This window comes from Rhodococcus sp. ARC_M5, assembly GCF_022810405.1.
GTDB classification, from domain to species: Bacteria; Actinomycetota; Actinomycetes; order Mycobacteriales; family Mycobacteriaceae; genus Rhodococcoides; species Rhodococcoides navarretei.
This window is the reverse complement of record NZ_JALGQE010000002.1, coordinates 152211-173277: the sequence shown is the minus strand read 5'-3', so window position 1 is coordinate 173277 and position 21067 is coordinate 152211. Positions and strand designations below refer to the sequence as shown.

Here is a 21067-nt window from a genome sequence, read left to right as displayed (position 1 = left end):
CGGCAGTGGTGCGGTTAGGTGCCCCATAGGGCGCTCAACCGCACCACTGCCGGAGGCACTCTGGGTCAGTTGAGGTCGGAGGCCCAGTCGTAGGTCTCGAGGAACGGGTCGGGTGCAATCGCTTCGGGGGACTCCCACACCGTGTAGATCAGTCCGTCGGCGCGAATCTCACCGATGCGGGCAGTCTTGGAGATGTGGTGGTTGTCGCCGTCGATGACGACCTCGCCCTCGGGAGCGGCGAAGCTGACTCCGTCGGCCGCGGCCTGAATGTCCGATACCGCAAAGGAATCGGCTTTCTCGACGGTGTTCTTCCACAGGTAGACCGAGGTGTAGGCCGCTTCCATGGGGTCCGAGGTGGGCTTGTTGGCGCCGTACTTGGCCTTGTAGTCGGCGACGAACTTACTGTTCTCCGGAGTGTCGACGGTCTGGTAGTAGTTCCAGGCGGTCAGCTGGCCCTCGATGTTGGCGGCTCCGATTCCCGCCACTTCCTCCTCGGCGATGGAGACCGAGATGACCGGCATGTCAGCAGCTTTGAGGCCGGCGTTGGTGTACTCGCGGAAGAATGCGACGTTCGAGTCTCCGTTGAGCGTGTTGAACACCGCGTCGGCGTCGGCCGAGCGAACCTTGTTGACGATGGTGGAGAAGTCGGTCGAGCCGAGCGGGGTGTAGTCCTCGCCCTTGATCTCGATACCGTTCGCGGCGGCGTATGCCTTGATCTCGCGGTTGGCGGTCTGTGGGAACACGTAGTCGCTGCCCACCAGGTAGAGAGATGTGACTCCCTGTTCCTTCAAGTAGTCCAGGGCCGGAATGATCTGCTGGTTGGTGGTGGCACCGGTGTAGAAGATGTTGTCCGACGCCTCGAGTCCCTCGTACTGCACGGGGTAGTAGAGAAGCGCGTCGTTGTCCTCGAACACGGGCAGCATCGCCTTGCGTGACGACGAGGTCCAGCCGCCGAAAACCGCTGCGACACAGTCGCTGCTGATCAACTTCTCGGCTTTCTCGGCGAACACCGTCGGCTCGGACGCGCCGTCCTCGGCGACGACCTCGATCTGCTTGCCGTTGACTCCGCCCGCTGCGTTGATCTGCTCGACGGCCAGTGCGATCGAATCACGCACTGTCACTTCGCTGATCGCCATCGTGCCGGACAGGGAGTTGAGCGAGCCGACCTTGATGGTGTCGCCGGAGGTGTCGACACACGAGGTCGCCGAACCGCCCCCTCCTTCGGCGGAGGTGGTGTCGCTCGCCTTGCTCCCGCAGGCGGTGGCGACCAGGCTCAATGCAGCCAGTGCTGCGGGAACGACCATGACGCGCTTGACGGACATGCGCTTCGAGACAGCAGGCATCTACGGCCCTTTCGGAGGTTTGTATACGGAGATGTATTCGCGATTGCGAACAGTAAAGGGCCGTTATTGCGTAGGTGTGTTCTGCGGTGACGAGTCTGTTTCCCGCGTTACGTGGACGTAAATGCACACCGATGACAAGTGTGCTTGACATTTTATGACAAGCAGAGTTGACTTTTGCTATGCCCGGAACCAATAACGTTCGCGAGCATCGCAAACAGGCGCGCATCACACAGGCCGAACTCGGCACCATCTGCGGGGTGAGTCGTCAGAGCATCGTCTCCGTCGAAGGCGGCGACTACGCGCCGAGCGTCTACCTGGCACTGCGATTGGCCCGCGCACTCAATACGACGGTGGAAACACTGTTCGGAGACGAAGGAGAGTCAACATCATGAGCGCATTCGTCAGAGCCGCTCGATTCGTCGGAGATCTCGACGACGACTTCTACGCCGACGAGCTGCAACGCGACATCTGGAACGAGGCCTCGGCCGTCGGATTCCAGTCGTTGCTGTGGATCGGACTGATCTCAGGCGCGATATTGCCCTACGCGGCGGGCGTCACCGGGGCGTGGATTGCGATCGGGATCATCGTCGCGTTGATCGTCGTGGCCTACGTGGTGATCGGATTCGCCCGAGCTCGGGGCATCGACATGTACACGGTGCAGAAGCTTTGGCGGCCGCGGACGGCGATCGCCGGCGTTCTGTATCTCTTGGGCTTCGGCGGTGCCCTGGTGCGATTGCTCGTTCAGGGCAGCGACATCGGTGTGTCGACCTGGATCGGGGTGGCCGCCGGAGCAACTCTGGGAGCCACGGCCGCGGCGGTCGGTGTCGAAGGACACCGGCGTCGGCGGAGAAACGCCGAGCTCGCCGCCGAGAAGGTCGAACTACAGGGCTTCGATGAAACGGACCGACCTCGGTAATCGGAAGGCATGCGAACGGTCTTACACGGCGAAAGGATACGTAAAGGTCTCGGTTCGAACGGTCCGTTCGCAGATCCACGGCGCGGGGGGTATGTTCTGACCGATGACATCGCGATTCCCTGGTGTCTGCGGCTGTTGGTGGGCTGGTCGGAGGCGGGTTCGTAACGCGGACGGTTACGCCCCCGATGTAAAGAGAGGCTCGGGTCGAGGCCGATGACGACGTGCGAAACCAATCCGTTATCCATCGCGCCACGAAGCACCAACGAGACCACGTCGGACGTTCACCTTCGGGTGAAGCACGCTAACAGGGAAGTCGAGGCCGTGCGCAAAGACAAGAGCTACCTCAGACTCGTCGGGTCGAGCACGCCGCAGCCCACCATCGAGGCTCTCGGCGGGCCGAAGACCATCACGGTCCACGTAGACAACGTTCTACCAGGGCAGATGTGCGAGGTCCTGCACAACGGCATGCTGTCGCTGAGTCACCGCGTCGTCGTGGAAGACAGCGCCACCAGTGTCACCATCACCACGTTCAACCTCAAGCAGGGTGAATACAACGTCTCGCTGCGACTGGACGGACGCCTGGACTGCGTGACCGAAGCGCAGACCGTCGTCGTCGGTGAGCAGTTCGAGGTTCGACGCAGCTCGTAATACCTCTGCCCGATACGGAGTGAATGCCGCCGCCACGCCCGACGGTTGATGCGCCGTCACCGTGTCGTGGCCCGTCTGGCACTTTCATCTTGACCTTGACGCAACGTCAATCGTGATGATCGAGTCATGAACCGCATCCGTCTTGCTGTCCCGCTGTACATCGGTGGCGCGTCGTTGTCACTGTTCGGCAACTCGGCCATCACGATCGTCCTGCCCTGGTTGGTGCTGGCCACGACCGGAAGTCTGTCGTCGGCAGGCCTGATCGCAGCCGCAGCCGGCATCGCTGCGGTGCCGGCAACGTTCGCAGGTGGTCGGCTGATCGACCGATTCGGGGCACGCAACGTGGCCGTCGCCTCCGATCTCGGCAGCGCGGCCGCAGTGCTCGGCCTGATCGTGGTGAGTGCGACGGTGGGATTGTCGGTGCCATGGTTCGTGGTGCTGGCAGTCGCAGGCGCTGTCTTCGATGTTCCGGGGATGACAGCTCGCCAGGCGATGCTCGCCGACGTCGCGTCGATCTCGGGAACGTCGGTCACGACAGTGGCAGGGTTCTTTCAGACCGGCTTCTCGTTGGCGTTCCTGGCCGGACCGGCGCTGGCGGGTCTCCTGCTCAGCGTGCTGGATCCGATCGACGTCGTTGCCGTCACCGCCGCCTCGTCTGCGGCCGCTGCGGTGCTGACTGCGCTGGTTCCGGTCATGGGCCAGGCATTCGCGACTGCTGCCACGGGGGCAGGCAGTGCCCTGCGCCTGATCCGTGCCACGCCTGCATTGCGGGCGATGCTGATCTTCGCGTTCCTCTCGAGCCTGGTGACCCCGCCGATGATCAGCCTGCTGTTGCCCGGCCACTTCAACGAGATCGGCGAACCCGGGCAGCTGGGCCTGGCCATGTCTGCGTTCGCCATCGGTGCCCTGGCAGGGTCGGCCCTGTTCGCTTTCCTGGCCGCTCGATCGCGACGGGCCACCTTCGTGACGGGAATGGCCGCGATGACGGCCGGCATCTGGTTGTTCGCACAGCTGCACGGTTTCTGGATCGTGGCGGCCGGGATGCTCGTGATGGGTCTCGGGTCCGGACTGTTCGGCCCGATCTGGAATGTCTACGTGGCCGAACGCGTCCCCGCAGACGTCCGGGGGCGCGTTCTCGGCTGGCTGAACATGGGCGGGCTCGTCGCCGGGCCGATGGGGTTGGGGCTGATGTCGGTTATGCTCGTCGGCGGTGATCTCGCTCTCGGGGCAGTCGTGATGGGAATCGGCTGGACCGCTGTCGCTGCCTATGCGGTGCTCAGTCCCGGTGCGCGTGAGCTGACCGAACCGGTGCCGGACTCCGCCGGGGTGGACCGTTGATCGGCAAGAATGGTCGCCATGCTGCGTATCGGTGAGCTGGCATCCTATGTGGGAGTGACGACCCGAACCGTGCGGTTCTACCACCAGCAGGGGCTGTTGGACGAGCCGAAGCGCGACACCTCCGGTTACCGTCTGTACGACGGGGAAGCCGTGCTGAGGCTCTCCCGCGTCGTTGCTCTCGCCTCGGCCGGTGTGCCACTGGCGCGTGTCCACGATCTGCTCGACGCCTCGCAGGAATCACTCGACCTCGCCTTGGTCGACATCGACGCCGAGCTGAGCACCAGGATCGAACGGCTGGAGAAGGACCGCGACAGACTCAGGCTGCTGCGTGCAGGCGACGCGCTGGTCCTTCCCGATGTGATCGTCGGCCTGATCACGCATCTTCGCGAAGCGGGCATAGACTCCGCCGTCGTCGATCATTATCGCGATGCCTGGGTGCTGACGTATGCCGTCTACCGGCCCCGGCTCGATCCCTGGCTGGAGGAGTTCGGTGCCGTCATGCTCAGGGACCCGGGCTATCTGGCACTGATGGTGCGCTCGTTTCGAGCTGCCGAGCTCGAACCCGATAACCCACGGATCCAGCAACTCGCGGACGACACGGTCGAATGGATGGTGAACGCCTGGGCCGGTGATGCCCTCGAGTGGTCGTTCGAGCGCGGTCTCGACGACCCCGCGGCCAACTCGCTGCTCGCGGAGCAGTGGGCCGACCGGCCGGCCTGGGTGCGCGTCACCGAGCTGATCATGCACGGTCTGCAGGAGCGCGGCATCGAACACTCCCGACCCTGACGACGGCCGTCGCCGATCGTCAGTCTTCGACGATCAGGGACGGAGTATCGCGGCGGAGAATGTTGCCCTTGAAGAATTCCGGCTTGCGCAGTGCCACCACCGCCATGACCACCATGCCGAGAACGATGATGCCGACGCCGATGAGGAACACCATGCCGATACCGAACAGTGATGAGCCGCTGCCGAATTCGGGGTCCCAGGCGTCGACCGAGGTCTGCACGAACACCACGGCCATGCCGACGCCACCGAGGAGCGGGGCGAGGAATTTGAAGAAGAAGTTGCGGGTGCTGGTGAACAACTCTTCACGGAAATACCAGACACAGGCGAACGCCGTGATGCCGTAGTAGAAGCAGATCATCAGTCCGAGCGCGGCGATGGTGTCGGTGAGAACGTTGTCGCTCACCACTCGCATCACGGCGTAGAAGCCGGCCGACGCGCCGCCTGCCACCAGCGTCGCGAAGCCCGGAGTGCTGAATCTCGGTGTGATGGAGGCGAACCGCTTCGGTAGGGCCTGGTAGTGGCCCATCGCGAGCAACGTGCGGGCCGGCGAGATGAACGTGGCCTGCAGTGAACTGGCGGAGCTGCTCAACACGGCCAGGGACAGCAGGATCGCGAACGGACCCATCACCGGCCCGGCGAGGGCGGCGAACACGTTGTCGGTGGTGTCGGGGTTCTGCAGTCCGTTTCCGGTGTCGCCGGTGCCGGCGAAGAGCAGGGTGGCCACGGCGGTGAGCAAGTACAGAACGATGATGAAGAATACCGTGACCAGCGCGGCGCGGCCGGGAATCTTTGCGCTGCCGGAGGTTTCCTCGTTGACCGTCAGACAGACGTCCCAACCCCAGTACATGAAGATCGACAGGGACAGGCCCGCCGTGAACGCGGAGAAGCTCGGGATGCCGAACGGGTCGAACCAGTCCAGGCCGAACGAGATGTCCTGGGCCCCCTCGCCCGAGCCCACCTTGACGAACGCGGCCACGATGAACCACGCCATCACCAGCAGTTGGAAGCCGAGCATCGTGTACTGGACGCGCTTGGTCTCCTGCATCCCGCGGTAGCAGAGCCACGCCGCCAACGCCATGAACACCAGACACGTGACGATGTTGACGAGCTTGTTGCCGGTCAGGTCGGCCAAGGAGTCGTTGCTGGTGACCTGGGCGAGAAAGAGATAGAAGAAGTCGACGGCCACTCCGGCCAGGTTCGAGAGCACGATGATGGTCGCCGCGATCAGGCCCCACCCGCCCATCCAACCGACGTACGGGCCGAAGGCCTTCGACGCCCACGTGAACGACGTGCCGCTGTCGGGCTCGGCCGCGTTGAGCTCTCGATAGCCCAACGCCACCAACAACATCGGGATGAAGCCGACGATGAAGATCGCGGGCAGATGTACCCCGACCTCGGTGACCGTCGGCCCGAGCGACGCGGTGAGCGCGTACGCGGGTGCGATGGTCGAGATGCCCAGGACCACACTCGCCAGCAACCCGAGCTGGCCGGCGGACAGTCCCTTGGACTCGACGTCCACTACCTTGTGCTCATTCATCGCCGGCCTCTCTCGGAACAACGATCATCGGAACGGGAACGACCCGAAGCATCTTGGCGGCAACCGATCCCAGGAACAGGCGATGCGGCTGGGCGAGCCGAGACGAGCCCACCATCAACACGTCGCCGTCGTGCCAGTCGAGCGATGACACGGCCTTCTCGATGCCGGAGCCCTCCGCCACCCTCAACTGCACGTCCGATCCCTCGGGTAGTCCCGCTTGTACGGTGCTCAGCACCTCCTCGGCCTCGGCGAGACCTCCCGGTCCCCGTGCCGATTGCGGGTCTGCGGACACGAGGGAGAGTAGGCGAAGCGGCAACTCGGCGGTGACGGACAGGTCGGTGGCCGCGTCGACGAGTTCTGCTGCCCCCGGCCTGTTTCCGATGGCGCACGTGATCTCGCGAATGCGCTGCGGCGGCGAATGCCGATACCCCCGCGGAGCCAGCGCGAGGGGCACGTGCGCAACGTGCAGCAGATCGCTGGTGACGGTGCCGATCGAGTGGCGTCCGAGCAGACCGTCACCGGCCGCACCGACCACGATCATGTAGGCCTCGCATTCGTCGACACAGTCCAGCAGTCCCTGTGCGAACGACTCGTCGAACAGCAGGTGCGTACGCGCCTCCACGTCCTCGGGCACCATCTTCAGTGCCTCGGCCAGCCACTCGGTGGCCTGGTCGATCAAGATGTCGTCGTACCCCGCCTCGACGGGCGCTTTGGACGGCACCGGACGCTCCTGCGGCAGCACCAGTGCGATGTCCAGCGATGCTTGTAGAGAGCGGGCAAGGGTTGCGCCCAAGGCGATTCCGTCCGCGCCACTCGGTGTTGCCTGGTACCCCACGATCAGACGCATTTTCGGACCTTCCCTGAAGTCGGTCGAGCTAATGACAGGTGCTACCGGGATCGGTGTGGCAATGCTTCGACGCGGAGGGGGCAACGTCCAGTGACGGGTTGCGATCGAAGAAGCCGAACGGCTTCAGCCAGAACGAGACCGTGTCCGCCGGCATCACCGGCCAATCCTCCGGCCGGGTGATGTGATGGATTCCGAACGTGTACCAGACGACGACATCGGTGTTCTCGATGCTTCGATCCGCCTCGGTCCACTCCGGCAGCCCGTGGTCGACGCCACTCTGGTTGACGAATTCGCCGCTGGGCCAACGTTCGTCGGGTGAGTTGGGGGTGACCCAGACGGTGTGGCCGATCACCTGGGAACGCTGGAAGATCGGCGACGCGGGATCGAACATCGATGGGATCGCCGCTCCCGGAACCAGCTTGTACGCGGGCCGGGTGCCGAGGCCGTTGGTGACGTTGTCGTTGACGACCTTCCACGCCTTCTGCGTGTTCCAGTCGTAATCCTGCTTGCCTTGGGACTCGGTGGTCAGGGGAGTGTTGACCTGAGTGAGGGCGAGGCCGTAAGGATTGTCCGGGCCCATCGGAACCCGTTGTGTCTCACTGGCATACACGGTGTTCTCGGTGCCGTCGATGTCCAGATCGAGGCGGGCGACCAGGAAGTGCTGGTGGTACGGCGCGTAGGTTCGGTTGTCGACCAGCGTTCCGGATGGGTGAGATTGCCCGGGAGCGAAGTGGGTGACGACCATGATCCCCGTCGCGCGCACCTCGCACTCGATGTTGCCGTCCTGGTAGAACCGCCAGTAGACGAGGTACTCGTAGTTGGCGACGGTGGCGTGGAAGCTGACGGTGAGGCGGCGCATCCGACGCACCTCGGCCCCGGCGTCGTGATCGACGTGCTTCCACAGCACGGCATTGTCTTCCTCGTGGATGCAGATGGCGTTGGTGATCGTGTACGGCTCACCCTTGCTGTTGTGCAGCACCGCGTCGAGGTAGCGGATCTCGCCCAGGCAGTCGCAGCCGAGCTCGAGCGAGGTGGTCATGAAACCGAGACCCCACTCGCCGATATCGAACGCGGTGCGCCGGTAGTGGTCCTCGGTGTGATCGCGATACGGAACGATCATCTCCGCGAACGACATTCGATTGGCGACCGACCGCACGTTCCCGTTGTCGTTGTAGCTGACGGCATGCAGCGTCATGCCCTCGCGGTAGTTGAACCCCACGCGGAGCGACCAGTTCTGCCATGTGAGCTTGTTGCCGTCCAACTCGAACGACGGGCCGTCCGGCTGGGTGATCTCGAGCGGCTTCAGCGGCGGCCGGCTACTGGCGTTGCGGATGCGTTCCGGAATGTGTCGGGGCACGTACTCGCCCATGATCTCCGGCCGCTCGACGCGGTACGTGTCCTCGATCTCGAGCAGTTCCATCGTGTTCACGTCGATCACGCAGTGGAAACCGCCGACCGGCCCGGCATAGGGATTGGCACCCTCCGCGGCCTTGACCCAGGTATCCGACCAGCCGAGGCGTCGACCCTTGTACTTCTCGGGCGTCACCGCCTCGCCGTACGTCCAGGTGTCCATGAACACCAGATCCAGATCGGTGATGCCGCGATCGGCAAGGGCAGCAATGACATCGGGGTGGGCGCGCAGGGCCGCGTCGGCCTCCTCCCACTCGTCGACGGTGAAGTTGGGCTGCACATCGGGGATGTGCGTCCACGATTCGGTGCTTCTGCTGTCCAGCGACACCACGGCTTTGAACGTGGTGTTCTCGGCGCGATTCAACACCACCGACACTGCTCGACGCGCAGGCACCGTACCATCCGCGTCGAATGCGGCTACCTCGGACTTGGGCGGTTCGATCATCTCGATCGACGCGAATCGCCACCCGTCGCCGACGCCGTGTTCACGGCCCAGAACCTCGGCGACGGTGGAGAATTCGTCGCTCGACAGCGGGTCGAGGGGATGAGAGGTCACGAGATGGACTCCGTCGAGCTCATCACATGCTTGATGCGGGTGTAGTCCTCGACGCCGTACGCCGAGAGGTCCTTGCCATAACCGGAGTATTTGAATCCACCGTGCGGCATCTCCGCGACCAACGGGATGTGGCAGTTGACCCAGACGGCACCGAAGTCCAGGGCTGCCGAAATGCGAAGTGTGCGTGCGTGATCGGAGGTCCAGACGCTCGACGCGAGACCGAAGTCGACGTCGTTGGCCAGGGTGATCGCCTCGGCTTCGTCGGTGAACTTCTGCACCGTGAGCACCGGGCCGAACGTCTCCTCCTGCACGATGGGATCGGACTGCTGCACGCCGGTGATGATGGTGGGCTCGAAGAAGAAGCCCTTGTCTCCGATGCGCTTACCGCCGGTCACGATGGTGGCATGCGCGCCGATACCGTCGACCTTGGAGCTCACCTGGCCGAAGTGGTTGATGTTGTTCAGTGGCCCGAGGAAGGTATCGGGGTCGTCGGGTAGGCCGACCTTCAGTGTCTTCGCCTTGGCCACAAGAGCATCGACGAGGGTGTCGTGTACCGACTCGTGTACCAGGACGCGGGTGACGGCGGTGCAGTCCTGGCCGGCGTTGAAGAATGCGGCCTCGGCGATGCCGTCGGCGGCCTTGCTGATGTCGACGTCGTCGAACACGATTGCCGGTGCCTTGCCGCCGAGTTCGAGATGCGCCCGCTTGAGCTGCTTGGCGGCGGCCACGGCCACGGCAATGCCGGCGCGGACGGATCCGGTGATCGACACCAGGCCTGGAGTCTTGTGCTCGACGATCGCGGCACCGGTGCCGCCGTTGCCGAGGACGACGTTGAGCACGCCGTCCGGAACGATGCCCTTCGACAGCTTCGCCAGCACCAGCGTGCTCTCGGGAGTGGTGTCACTGGGCTTGAGCACGACGGTGTTTCCGGCGGCCAGCGCGGGACCGATCTTCCAGATCGCCATCATGAACGGGTAGTTCCACGGGGTCACCTGGCCGACGACACCGATCGGTTCGCGTCGAACATAGGACGTGAAGCCGTCCATGTATTCGCCGGCCGACTTGCCCTCGAGCATCCGCGCCGCGCCTGCGAAGAATCGGATCTGATCCGCACCGACCGTCACTTCCTCGGCGGCGATGGTGGCCTTGGGCTGACCGGTGTTGCGGCTCTGCGCCTCGACGATCTCGTCGCTGTGCGCCTCGATGGCGTCGGCCAGTTTCAGGAGAACCTTCTGTCGCTCACCCGGTGTCGTCTTGCCCCAGGTCTCGAATGCGCTGGCAGCGGCCGACATTGCGGCCTCGACGTCGGCGGCGTCGGAGATGGGGGAGTGGGCGACAATCGACTCGTCCACCGGATTCACCACATCGAGCATCTCGGTGCCCGAGGGCGTCACGAACGCCCCGTCGATGTAGTTCTGCAGGACAGGCACCGTCATCTCTGAACCCCTAGCGTCGACAGTTTCGGTTCTGCAAAGCCTGCACCTACGGACGAGACTTCGCCACCCGACAAGTCGTCCAATGCCTGGGTCTCGATCAGGACGAAATGTCGGTGCTGGTGGCGAGAGCTCTGACGCCTGCGATGAAGGTATCGAGACCGAGCTTCTCGAACGCTGCCCGAGCAGTGGGGTCACCCAGATGCGGGGCTGCAGCGAGAATGTTCGGGAACTCCTCGGGATCGAGAGAGTCCATCGTCGACGCCACCTCGTGCTCGACATGTGCCCGGCGCTCCGGTTCGACATCGAGACCGGTGAACAACGGCTCCGTGATCAGCGAAATGGCGACCCGGACACCCTGCCGAGCGAGCTGAGTGGCGTCGGGGAGGGAGAAACCGGCCTCACGCAGGAGCTTCAGGGCCAGTTCCATCGCAGTTCTACTGTTGGGAGAGAACAGCATTCGTGGAACCACGATAGTCGCGGCCCCCGGGTGTGCGCGCAGGGCGCGCATGAAGTCCTCGTGCACGGTGCGGAGTTGCTCCCACCACGCAGCGGTGGGGTCGACGGTGATCTCGAGGTCCTGGCAAACCCGGTCGCCCATGGCGTCGAGAAGTTCGTCCTTGTTCTTCACATGCCAGTAGATCGCCATGGGGGAGACGTTCAGTTCGGTGGCGATCTTGCGGATGGTGAGTGAGTCCAGTCCGCGCCGGTATGCGACGTCCAGCGCGGCTTCGACGACGGCTGTCCTGGTCAGGCGAGGCATCGGCAGAACTATACAGGTGTACGAGTCGGTGCTAGCGTGACTTGTACTTAGTACGAGAAAGGGGCGGAAGATGGACGACGTCATCCTCGTCGGCGGCGGAATCATGAGCGCGACATTGGGAACACTGTTGCAAAGACTGGAACCGACCTGGTCGATCCGAGTACTCGAGCGATTGCCTCGCGTGGCAGCGGAAGCATCCGACGGCTGGAACAACGCCGGAACCGGCCATGCCGGCCTGTGTGAGACCAACTACACGACAGTGCGTTCCGACGGATCCGTCGACATCGATCGAGCAGTGCGGATTGCCGAGCAGTTCGCGATGACCCGGCGCTTCTGGTCGACACTTCCTCGGGCCGACTTCGTCCGGCCTGTACCGCACATGACGTTGGTGCGGGGTGCCGACAACGTCGAGTTCCTGCGTGCGCGGCACCGAGCGTTGCGTACACACCCACTGTTCGAGGCGATGGAGTACACCGAAGATCCTGCGGTACTACGGCACTGGGCACCTCTCGTGGCCGAGGGTAGGACGGGGGAGTGGGCGGCGACTCGAGATGCGACCGGCACCGACGTGGACTTCGGAGCAGCGACGCGGCAGCTGTTCGACGCCATGTCGGTCGCAGGCGCGAGTGTCGAAACCGGACGTGAAGTGCGTGGATTGCATCAGGATCGAGATGGGTCCTGGCGACTCGGCGTGCGGGGCGGTCGCCCGGTGGAGCGTGCTCGCTTCGTCTTCGTCGGGGCAGGTGGCTGGGCTCTGAAGATGTTGCGCCGAGCCGGGATTCCCGAAGCGCGGGGCTACGGCCTGTTGCCGATCAGTGGGCAGTTCATCCGGTGCGACAGACCGGAGGTGGTCGATCGGCACGATGCCAAGGTGTACGGCACTCCGCCCATCGGGGCTCCGCCGATGTCGGTGCCCCACCTGGACACGCGCATCGTCGACGGTCGGCGATCTGTGCTCTTCGGGCCGTATGCAGGGGCGAACCCGAGGTTCCTGAAACATGGATCTCTACTCGACCTTCCGCGATCGGTCGACAGGAACAACATCGGCTCGCTGCTGTCGATGGTCCGCCGCAATACGCCATTGATCGGATTGCTGCTCTCGGAGTTGACCGCGACGCGGAGCAGGAAGATCGCTGCGCTCCGTGAGTTTCTGCCTCGTGCAGAGTCAGCGGACTGGTCCCTCGCCAGCGCAGGCCAACGCGCCCAGATCGTGAAGAACGGTGAACTGCGGTTCGGTACCGAAGTGCTTGCCTCACAGGACGGCACGATTGCCACGGTGCTCGGCGCATCTCCCGGTGCATCCACGGCCGTGCCCATCATGATCGAGCTGTTGAATCGGTGCTTCCCGGAACGGCGGTGGGACTCTCACGTGCGGGAGCTGCTCACCGGCTAGCCTGTGGCGGTGGCAGACACAGAGGTGGGATACCGACAGATCGCCGACGACACCTGGGCTTTCATGCGGCCGCCCGGCAGCTGGGGACAGACCAACACCGGATTGATCGTGGGGCCCGGTTCCGCGTCGATGCTGATCGACACCGTGTGGGATGTGAACTGGGCGCAGCGGGTCGCCGTCGACACCGCCGAATTGGTTGCCGACGCGCCGATCACCGAGGTGCTCAACACTCACTCGGACGGCGACCACTGGTGGGGAAACGACACCGTCCCCGCCACTGCTCGTATCACCACCAGTGCTGCGTCACTGCACGCCATGAAAGAGGAGACACCACCGAAAGGGGTGAACGCGTTCGCCTCTCTCGGCGCGAAGATCGGCTGGGTGCCGGGACCGGTGGGAGCAATGGGCTCCTACATGAACCGAGTCCGCGGCAACGCCACCTTCCCCACGACGCTGCCGCGATTGCCGGATCACACCTTCGAGACCACCGACACCATCGACGTAGCAGGGCGATCCGTGCACCTGCGCTACCTGGGCCCGGCGCACACCGAGGGCGATCTCATCGCCCACCTCCCCGATGTCGGAGTGGTGTTCGCCGGCGACCTGCTGTTCATCGACGCCACCCCGGTGCTCTGGCACGGCCCGTTGCAGAACTGGATCGACGCCCTCGACCACCTTCTCGAACTCGACGCCTCCGTCTACGTCCCGGGCCACGGACCCCTGTGCGGCACCGACGAGATCCGCGCAGTCCGCAATTACTGGACCTGGGTGTCCGAGGCCGGACGCACGTGCTTCGACGCCGGACTCGACTCCACCGAGGCCGCCCTCAATCTGCTGAAGTCACCCGAATTCGGTCGGTATGCACACTGGGACTCACCGGAACGACTGATCCTGAGCATGAGCACGCTCTACCGCCTGTGGCGAGGGGAGCCCGCTGCGCCACCCACGCTGACGCGTCGAGCACGGGCGTTCGCGGACGCGGGGCGGTTCTTGCGAGAGTGCTAGAACCGCTCCGTCGCCGCCGCCGCCTGTGCGAACAGAGTGGACAGATCGAATCGGTCTGCGGCGGGTTCGAGCACGACGGTGGTAGCGCCGGCATCGATCCAGCGTTGCAGGTTGCCGGGGTCGGCATCGGAATCGGACGCTACGGCCACGTAGACGACGATCTCGTGTCCCGGCCCACCGTCGATCTGTTCGATTGCCGTTCGCACCTGATCCGGTGATGTCTCGCTCGTGAGAATGGTGCCCGCACTTGTGCGGCCGCTGAGGGCCAGAGTTTTCGGTCCGGTCGCGCCGACCAGCAGCGGAAAGGCCTGCGTTGGAGGCCAATTCAGCTGCACATTGTCGAGTGAAACATACCGGCCCTGCACGGTGACGCTCTCGCCTGCCAACAGCGCGGTGAGCGCCGCCATCTGTTCGTCGAGCAATGTCAGAGGCGATTGCACTCGCGCGCCGATCTGGCCCATCCACGACTGGACCCCGTGTCCGAGTCCGACGCGTAGCCGTCCCGGATGAACTCGGGCCGCTGCTGCGATCTCCATGGCTGTGGCTGCCACGTTCCGCATCGGAGTGGGCAATACCCCGACGCCGACGTTCACGCGATCGGTGCTCGCGAGAACCAGTGCAGCAGTGGCCATTCCGCCGGAGAAGAAGCAGTCTTCCCACAACCACACCTCGTCGACGCCAGCGCGGTCGGCCGCACGTGCTGCTTCGACTATTGCCTCCGGCGGAACCTCGGGTCGAAGTACGACGCCGATTCGCGTCATTGCAGATCTCCTTCTTCTCAGCGAACGAGGTACGGGGACACCGAACTTCGGTGCTCGTCTATGTCGAGGTCCTTCCCCAGTGGCGGAAAGGCACGTTGCGGGCAGTTCGAGCGTTCGCAGACCCGGCAACCGGCGCCGATCGGCGTCGCAGCGGCCGAGCCCTGTACGTCCAGTCCGTCGGCATACACCAGACGTCCGGCGTGGCGGAGTTCGCAACCGAGGCCGATGGCGAAGGTCTTGCCGGGCTGTCCGTAACGCGCGGCCCGACGCTCCACTGTGCGTGCGATCCACAGGTAGTTGCGGCCGTCGGGCATCTCGGCGATCTGCGTCATGATCTTGCCGGGATAGGCGAAAGTCTCGTACACATTCCACAGAGGGCAGGTACCGCCGCTCGACGAGAAGTGAAAGCCGGTGGCGGACTGCCTTTTCGACATATTTCCTGCGCGGTCGACTCGGACGAACGAGAACGGGACGCCCCTCAGCTCGGGTCTCTGCAGGGTGGAGAGCCGATGGCAGACCGTCTCGTAACTGACAGAGAAGAAGGCCGAGAGTCGCTCTATGTCGTAGCGAAAATCCTCGGCAACATCGTGGAAATGGTGATACGGCAACACCGTCGCGGCAGCGAAGTAGTTCGCGAATCCGAGCACCGCCAATTTCTTCGACGACTCGCTCGTGAAGTTTCCCTCGTCGGCCATCTTGTTCAGCAGATCTCCGCATTCCAGGTAGGCCAGTTCGGCCGCGTACCGGAATACCTTCTGCCCACCGGACAGATGTGGTGAAATTTCCAACACTCGCGACTGCGGGTCGAAACGGTGCAACACGTTCTCGCCGAGGTCGATCCGGTTGACGATCTGGACATCGTGCACCGTCCGCAGCCGCTTGGCGATCTCGCCGCCCAGGTCGGCGCGATGGAATCGGATTCTCGAGGTCAACGCCTCCGCCGCGGTATCCAGATCGTGCAGATAATTCTGTCGCTGATAGAAGTAGTCGCGCACTTCTTCGTGTGGCTTGCTGATCGAACCACTGCCACTGCCGTCGGAGAAGCGGTCCTCGGTTGCGGCCAGAAGCTGAGCTGTCGTATTGCGGTATCGACGGTGCATGTTGACCATCGCTCGCGCCAACTGCGGGTGCGAACTGACCATCTGCGCAATTTCGTGCGCATCGGCGTCGATACCCATGTCCTGATCGAGGGCGACCTCGCGCATCTCGGCGACCAGCCTGGTGTCGTCCTCCGAGGAGAAGAACGAGGTGTCTACGCCGAAAACCTCCGAGATGCGCAGCAGCACCGGAACTGTCAACGGGCGCACGTCGTGCTCGATCTGGTTGAGATAGCTGGCCGAGATGCCCAGCTTCTGCGCCAGCGACACCTGACTCATGCTGCGTTCGCTGCGCAACTGCCGAAGCCGCACGCCGACGAAAGTCTTGGACACAGTGTCAGGCTACGCCTGCGAAGAATTGGCTTAACAGCATTGGCAGCTAGCTGCTGGATCACAATGCGGTGCTGTTCGGGAACATTAGCCGAGGTAAAGGCGTATACCGGTATACGAGCTATTCACCACGCACCACGAGGAGCGGTCATGTCCAACCGTCAGCGCACATCCGAAATCGTCAGGGACGTCGTCGTGTTCGTCACGGGAGCCGTGCTCGTCGCTTCCACCGTCTGGCTTCCCGTCCAGGGGGACCAGGAGGTCACCGGAGCCATCCTGGTGCTCGGCATCCTCGCTGCGTCGTCTGCGCTCTGGGCCATCGGATCCGCGTCCAGGCAGAGCCACTGGACCCACGTGGGTCTCGGTCTGTTGCTCGCGGTCTCGCCCGCACTGATGGTGTTCCCGTCCGGCCTACTGGCCGCGGACCTGTTCGCCATCATCGGCGGACTCGTGATCGCCGCCATGGGCGCGCTCGGGGTGCTGGCCTCGCGCCGGGCACCGGTCACCTCTCGGGTGGTTGCGGCCAGTGACGAGCGCAGCGGCGTTCGTATCTGAGATTTCCTGCAACTGGTGCTCCACTCCCGTGGGCGCGTGCGATGAACCTCGTACGCGGGCACGGGAGTGGAGCATTGTGTGCAGTCATCGCCGAGTCGGCTACTGCGACCGGCCTGGTGCAACAGGTGCTCCACTCGACGCGGCAGAACCGCTATATCCCGCTTCCGGCACGGGAGTGGAGCACCGTGTGCAGTCATCGCCTCGATTCCCGACGTCGTCGGATCACCGACGCAATCTCTCCGGCGATGACGTCCGGTGCGGCCAGTACGTCGAATGCCGAGTAGCGCAGCACCAGCCAGCGATCGAGCACCAGCGCGTTCTGCCTGCGCCGATCCTTGCTGAATACCCCGGCTGCACTGTGGAATTCGCGTCCGTCCACTTCGATGATCGTTCGGCTGCGACGGTCGACGAGGTCGCAGATGTACGGACCGACTGCCGCATTCATCTCCAGGTACAGCCCGATCCGGTGCAGCGCGCGTCCCAGTGACCGCTCCCGTTCCGAAGCGAACCTGGTCACTGCCAGCCGAACTTGGCGAGCCAACTCTGCGTTGCCGCGTCGACCCGGGAATCGTTCGAGCAGGCGGAGCAACGACGCGGGGTCGAGTCCGAACTTCAGGCGTTCGTCGATCAGCAACTCGGCCTCGGCGCGGGGGAGTACCGCCAGGCAATCGAGAATCGTCTGTGCGGGCGTGGTGCACGGCAGGGTCTCGACCTCGTCGACGAGCCTGGAATCGAGTGTCCGACGGTGTAGCCGAAGCCATGGCGGTGGCCGCAATCTCGCCGAGCTGGGGACCGTGGCGTCGAGGGTTGTCGGTTCGGTCGTCCAGCCCCGTAAGTAGGCGGCCGACCGGTGACTGAGCACGGCGTCCGGTCGCCACAGCGAAACGGCCCGACACCGATCCATCGTCGACGGTTCCCCGCGCATGTGGACCGTCGGCAGAACACGGGTGAAGTGACGCGAGACGGTGCTGGGGTGGAGTCCGGAGGCCAGGAGCTGCTGGAGGGTGGCGGGGCCGGGAGTGGAGCCTGCGGAATGACCTGTGGATCTGGGAGTGGAGCCTGCGGAATGACCTGTGGGTCTGGGAGTGGAGCCTGCGGAATGACCTGTGGGTCTGGGAGTGGAGCCTGCTTCGGGTGTCATGGGTGCAGTGTCGGGGAGCGCTGGGGTGGCGTCGGTGGGCCGACCTGGGGGAATGGAATGCCCTGTGGATAGCTGCGTGTCTGTGGATGAGTGCACGTTGCGCTCCATTCCGAGGCGTCGAGCCGGGGATCCCCGCGGAAGTGGCGTCTAGTGGCGCAACCCGTGAGTGTTCACATTCTGGGATGGAGGTAGTGTGATGTCCATCACGTCGAATCCGAGTTCTGACTCGATTCAGACGTGCCGTTCAAACCGTACAAGCGTCCTGTATGAGTTTTTGTTCATTGCGTTCATCAACTGGGGATTCATCGCTACTGACGAGTAACCGCGCCGTCCGATCGGAGAGGTTTGTCGCGGCCGAAAATTTGCAAAGTTAGCAAGCGTGTAGGGAAAGCTAGCCAAGATTGGCACTAACAACTGGTAGACGCCTGTTTTCCGTTGTGCCATTGTTTTGGAGTACACCAGAAGGGCCTGGCAACGATGTGAAGATTCGTCTCGAGGCAGGCCGAGAAGCAGAAGAGACTGGAGCTGAAGATGTCGACCACCGGCACCCCGAAGACCACCGCCGAGATTCAGCAGGATTGGGACACCAACCCGCGCTGGAAGGGCGTCACCCGTAACTTCACCGCGCAGCAGGTCTCCGACCTCCAGGGCACCGTCGTCGAAGAAGCGACACTCGCTCGCCGCGGCAGCGAGGTCCTGTGGGACCTCGTGAACAACGAGGACTACATCAACTCGCTCGGTGCCCTCACCGGCAACCAGGCCGTGCAGCAGATTCGCGCCGGCCTCCAGGCGATCTACCTCTCCGGCTGGCAGGTCGCAGGCGACGCGAACCTCTCGGGCCACACGTACCCGGACCAGAGCCTCTACCCGGCCAACTCGGTGCCGTCGGTCGTCCGTCGCATCAACAACGCACTCCTGCGCGCCGACGAGATCGCCAAGATCGAGGGCGACACGTCCGTCAAGAACTGGGTTGCACCGATCGTCGCCGACGCCGAAGCCGGCTTCGGTGGCGCACTGAACGCCTACGAGCTGCAGAAGGCCATGATCGTGGCCGGCGCCGCAGGCGTGCACTGGGAGGATCAGCTCGCATCGGAGAAGAAGTGCGGCCACCTCGGCGGCAAGGTTCTCATCCCGACCCAGCAGCACATCCGCACCCTGACCTCGGCGCGGCTCGCGTCCGACGTCGCCGACGTCCCGTCGGTCATCATCGCTCGCACCGACGCCGAGGCAGCCACGCTGATCACCTCCGACGTCGACGAGCGCGACCGTGAGTTCCTGGACGGAACCCGCACCGCAGAAGGCTTCTTCGGCGTCAAGAACGGCATCGAGCCCTGCATCGCTCGCGCCAAGGCCTACGCCCCGTACGCCGACCTCATCTGGATGGAGACCGGCGTGCCGGATCTCGAGGTCGCCAAGAAGTTCTCCGAGTCGGTTCGCAGCGAGTTCCCGGACCAGCTGCTCGCCTACAACTGCTCGCCTTCGTTCAACTGGAAGGCGCACCTGGACGACGCGACCATCGCCAAGTTCCAGAAGGAACTCGGAGCCATGGGCTTCAAGTTCCAGTTCATCACCCTCGCAGGCTTCCACTCGCTCAACTACGGCATGTTCGACCTGGCACACGGCTACGCCCGCGAAGGCATGACCGCGTTCGTCGACCTGCAGGAGCGCGAGTTCAAGGCTGCCGAAGAGCGCGGCTTCACCGCCATCAAGCACCAGCGTGAGGTTGGCGCGGGCTACTTCGACCGCATCGCCACCACCGTCGACCCCAACACCTCGACGGCTGCACTGAAGGGCTCCACCGAAGAAGGCCAGTTCCACTGAGCTAGCCCGCCTCCCGGATCTTCAGCGCACTAGTCAGGCGGTCCGCAACTTTCGTTGCGGGCCGCCTGTTCTGTACGACGAAGGTTTTGGGCGTACCCGATCAGAGTTACCCTCATCTCACTAAAAGCTGTTGTGCTGCAACATTATTGGCTAGGAGTTTTCTGTGACGGTCGAGAGGGTGGGGATCGTCGGAGCGGGACAGATGGGGGCGGGAATCGCGGAGGTCTGCGCCCGCGCACACGTCGATGTGTTGGTCTACGAGCAGACCCGCGAACTGACCGCGGCCGGCCGCAATCGCATCCTCCGATCACTGGACCGCGGCGTCAGCAGCGGCAAGATCACCGAACGCGAACGAGAGAACGCGGCGTGCAGGCTCCGCTTCACCTTCGATCTGGCCGACTTCGCCGATCGCCAACTCGTCGTCGAAGCAGTGCTCGAGGACGAGAAGATCAAGACGGATATCTTCACCGAGCTCGACGCGGTCGTGACCGACCCCGGCGCCGTACTCGCCTCGAACACCTCCTCCATTCCCATCACGACGCTCGGATCCGCTACGACGTCTCCGAACCGAATCGTCGGACTGCATTTCTTCAACCCGGTACCGGTGCTGCCACTCGTCGAGCTCGTCACCACCGATGCGACCTCCGAGACGGTCGCCGACCGCGCCGAGCGATTCGCAGGCGACGTTCTCGGCAAGCAGGTGGTGCGGTCGGCCGACCGCTCGGGATTTGTCGTCAACGCGCTGCTCGTGCCGTATCTGCTCTCCGCGATTCGCATGGTCGAATCCGGATTCGCCACCAAGGAAGATGTCGACAAAGCGACCGTGTTGGGACTGGCGCACCCGATGGGCCCGCTCGCGCTCGCCGATCTGATCGGTCTGGACACCGTGAAAGCCATTGCAGATTCCATGTACTCGGAATTCGCGGAACCGTTGTTCGCGCCGCCGCCGCTGCTGCTGCAGATGGTCGGGGCCGGGCAAGTGGGTAAGAAGACCGGAATCGGGTTCTATCGCTACGAGAACGGCCGGGTCGCAAAGTAACCACCGTCTCGTAGCGCTATTGTCGTTTTGCCAGTTCAACCACTTCGATCGCAGGGAGCGTGTCAGTGAGCAAGTCCAAGAAGTCGAACGGTCTGGTACCCAAGGCATTCGGAATCGGGTTGGCCGCCACCGGCGCCGCCCACTTCGTGGTACCCGAGGCCTTCGAAGGAATCACCAAGCTCCCGTTCCCTACGGACACTCGAACGTGGATCAGCCGCAACGGAGCCACTGAACTGGCCGTCGGCGCGGCCATCGCGTACCCCAAGACTCGCAAAATCGGACTGATCGGTCTGGCGGCGTATGTTGGATGGCTCGGCGTGAATATCGCCAAGAACGGCTGAAGTTAGT

At 63.9% G+C, this 21067-nt stretch carries 20 protein-coding genes; 11 read left to right on the top strand and 9 right to left on the bottom strand.

The window, feature by feature from the left end; genetic code table 11:
• Positions 1-65: 65 nt before the first annotated feature.
• On the bottom strand, positions 66-1343 hold the full coding sequence (gene urtA / locus MTX34_RS04180; protein ID WP_243608559.1) for an urea ABC transporter substrate-binding protein: 1278 nt from the start codon (positions 1341-1343) through the stop codon (positions 66-68).
• A gap of 179 nt (positions 1344-1522) precedes the next feature.
• Between urtA and MTX34_RS04175 the strand changes: the two genes are divergently transcribed.
• The 5 genes from MTX34_RS04175 to MTX34_RS04155 all read left to right on the top strand — a co-directional run bounded on the left by MTX34_RS04175 (position 1523) and on the right by MTX34_RS04155 (position 5031).
• Positions 1523-1735, top strand: a complete 213-nt coding sequence (locus tag MTX34_RS04175; RefSeq protein WP_243608558.1) for a helix-turn-helix transcriptional regulator — start codon at positions 1523-1525, stop codon at positions 1733-1735.
• Positions 1732-2259, top strand: a complete 528-nt coding sequence (locus MTX34_RS04170; RefSeq protein WP_243608557.1) for a hypothetical protein — start codon at positions 1732-1734, stop codon at positions 2257-2259. Before MTX34_RS04175 ends, MTX34_RS04170 begins: the two co-directional genes overlap by 4 nt.
• Positions 2260-2580: 321 nt before the next feature.
• Positions 2581-2907, top strand: a complete 327-nt coding sequence (locus MTX34_RS04165) for a hypothetical protein (RefSeq protein WP_243608556.1) — start codon at positions 2581-2583, stop codon at positions 2905-2907.
• Between the two features lie 126 nt (positions 2908-3033).
• Positions 3034-4245: an MFS transporter gene (locus MTX34_RS04160; protein ID WP_243608555.1), complete on the top strand. Its 1212-nt coding sequence runs from the start codon at positions 3034-3036 to the stop codon at positions 4243-4245.
• Between the two features lie 18 nt (positions 4246-4263).
• Positions 4264-5031 carry a MerR family transcriptional regulator gene (locus MTX34_RS04155; RefSeq protein WP_243608554.1) on the top strand — a complete coding sequence of 256 codons (768 nt, stop codon included), beginning with the start codon at positions 4264-4266 and terminating at the stop codon, positions 5029-5031.
• A 19-nt stretch (positions 5032-5050) separates the two neighbouring features.
• Here MTX34_RS04155 and MTX34_RS04150 read toward each other — a convergent pair whose 3' ends face one another.
• The 5 genes from MTX34_RS04150 to MTX34_RS04130 form a co-directional block, all read right to left on the bottom strand.
• Positions 5051-6568, bottom strand: coding sequence for an APC family permease (locus MTX34_RS04150; RefSeq protein WP_243596498.1), 1518 nt, complete (start codon positions 6566-6568; stop codon positions 5051-5053).
• Entirely contained in the window at positions 6561-7415 is an 855-nt protein-coding gene (locus MTX34_RS04145) for a universal stress protein (RefSeq protein WP_243608553.1), read from the bottom strand. The genes MTX34_RS04150 and MTX34_RS04145 overlap by 8 nt, the downstream gene beginning before the upstream one ends.
• A gap of 28 nt (positions 7416-7443) precedes the next feature.
• Positions 7444-9381, bottom strand: a complete 1938-nt coding sequence (locus tag MTX34_RS04140) for a primary-amine oxidase (RefSeq protein WP_243608552.1) — start codon at positions 9379-9381, stop codon at positions 7444-7446.
• Positions 9378-10817 (bottom strand): gamma-aminobutyraldehyde dehydrogenase, encoded by a 1440-nt coding sequence (locus MTX34_RS04135; RefSeq protein WP_243608551.1) that lies wholly within the window; start codon positions 10815-10817, stop codon positions 9378-9380. The genes MTX34_RS04140 and MTX34_RS04135 overlap by 4 nt, the downstream gene beginning before the upstream one ends.
• 97 nt (positions 10818-10914) lie before the next feature.
• Complete coding sequence (locus tag MTX34_RS04130) at positions 10915-11577, bottom strand: TetR family transcriptional regulator (protein ID WP_243608550.1); 663 nt, start codon at positions 11575-11577, stop codon at positions 10915-10917.
• A gap of 70 nt (positions 11578-11647) precedes the next feature.
• Here MTX34_RS04130 and mqo point away from each other — a divergent pair, with 70 nt between their 5' ends.
• Together mqo and MTX34_RS04120 are read left to right on the top strand one after the other, a co-directional pair.
• Positions 11648-12970, top strand: coding sequence for a malate dehydrogenase (quinone) (gene mqo, locus MTX34_RS04125; protein ID WP_243608549.1), 1323 nt, complete (start codon positions 11648-11650; stop codon positions 12968-12970).
• A gap of 9 nt (positions 12971-12979) precedes the next feature.
• Positions 12980-13975, top strand: coding sequence for an MBL fold metallo-hydrolase (locus tag MTX34_RS04120; protein WP_243608548.1), 996 nt, complete (start codon positions 12980-12982; stop codon positions 13973-13975).
• Here the strand turns inward: MTX34_RS04120 and MTX34_RS04115 are convergent.
• Entirely contained in the window at positions 13972-14736 is a 765-nt protein-coding gene (locus MTX34_RS04115) for an LLM class flavin-dependent oxidoreductase (protein WP_243608547.1), read from the bottom strand. The two genes, MTX34_RS04120 and MTX34_RS04115, sit on opposite strands and share 4 nt — an antisense overlap.
• 17 nt (positions 14737-14753) lie before the next feature.
• On the bottom strand, positions 14754-16166 hold the full coding sequence (gene ramB, locus MTX34_RS04110) for an acetate metabolism transcriptional regulator RamB (RefSeq protein WP_243608546.1): 1413 nt from the start codon (positions 16164-16166) through the stop codon (positions 14754-14756).
• A 147-nt stretch (positions 16167-16313) separates the two neighbouring features.
• Here ramB and MTX34_RS04105 point away from each other — a divergent pair, with 147 nt between their 5' ends.
• On the top strand, positions 16314-16718 hold the full coding sequence (locus tag MTX34_RS04105) for a hypothetical protein (RefSeq protein ID WP_243596491.1): 405 nt from the start codon (positions 16314-16316) through the stop codon (positions 16716-16718).
• Between the two features lie 193 nt (positions 16719-16911).
• Here MTX34_RS04105 and MTX34_RS04100 read toward each other — a convergent pair whose 3' ends face one another.
• Positions 16912-17859, bottom strand: coding sequence for a DUF559 domain-containing protein (locus MTX34_RS04100; RefSeq protein ID WP_243608545.1), 948 nt, complete (start codon positions 17857-17859; stop codon positions 16912-16914).
• 531 nt (positions 17860-18390) lie between these two features.
• Between MTX34_RS04100 and aceA the strand changes: the two genes are divergently transcribed.
• The 3 genes from aceA to MTX34_RS04085 all read left to right on the top strand — a co-directional run bounded on the left by aceA (position 18391) and on the right by MTX34_RS04085 (position 21060).
• Positions 18391-19680: an isocitrate lyase gene (aceA, locus tag MTX34_RS04095; protein WP_008713563.1), complete on the top strand. Its 1290-nt coding sequence runs from the start codon at positions 18391-18393 to the stop codon at positions 19678-19680.
• A 163-nt stretch (positions 19681-19843) separates the two neighbouring features.
• Complete coding sequence (locus MTX34_RS04090) at positions 19844-20719, top strand: 3-hydroxybutyryl-CoA dehydrogenase (RefSeq protein WP_308198471.1); 876 nt, start codon at positions 19844-19846, stop codon at positions 20717-20719.
• 65 nt (positions 20720-20784) lie between these two features.
• The gene (locus tag MTX34_RS04085; RefSeq protein ID WP_243596489.1) at positions 20785-21060 is read left to right on the top strand and encodes a hypothetical protein; all 276 of its coding nucleotides are present in this window, start codon (positions 20785-20787) and stop codon (positions 21058-21060) included.
• Positions 21061-21067 lie beyond the last annotated feature (7 nt).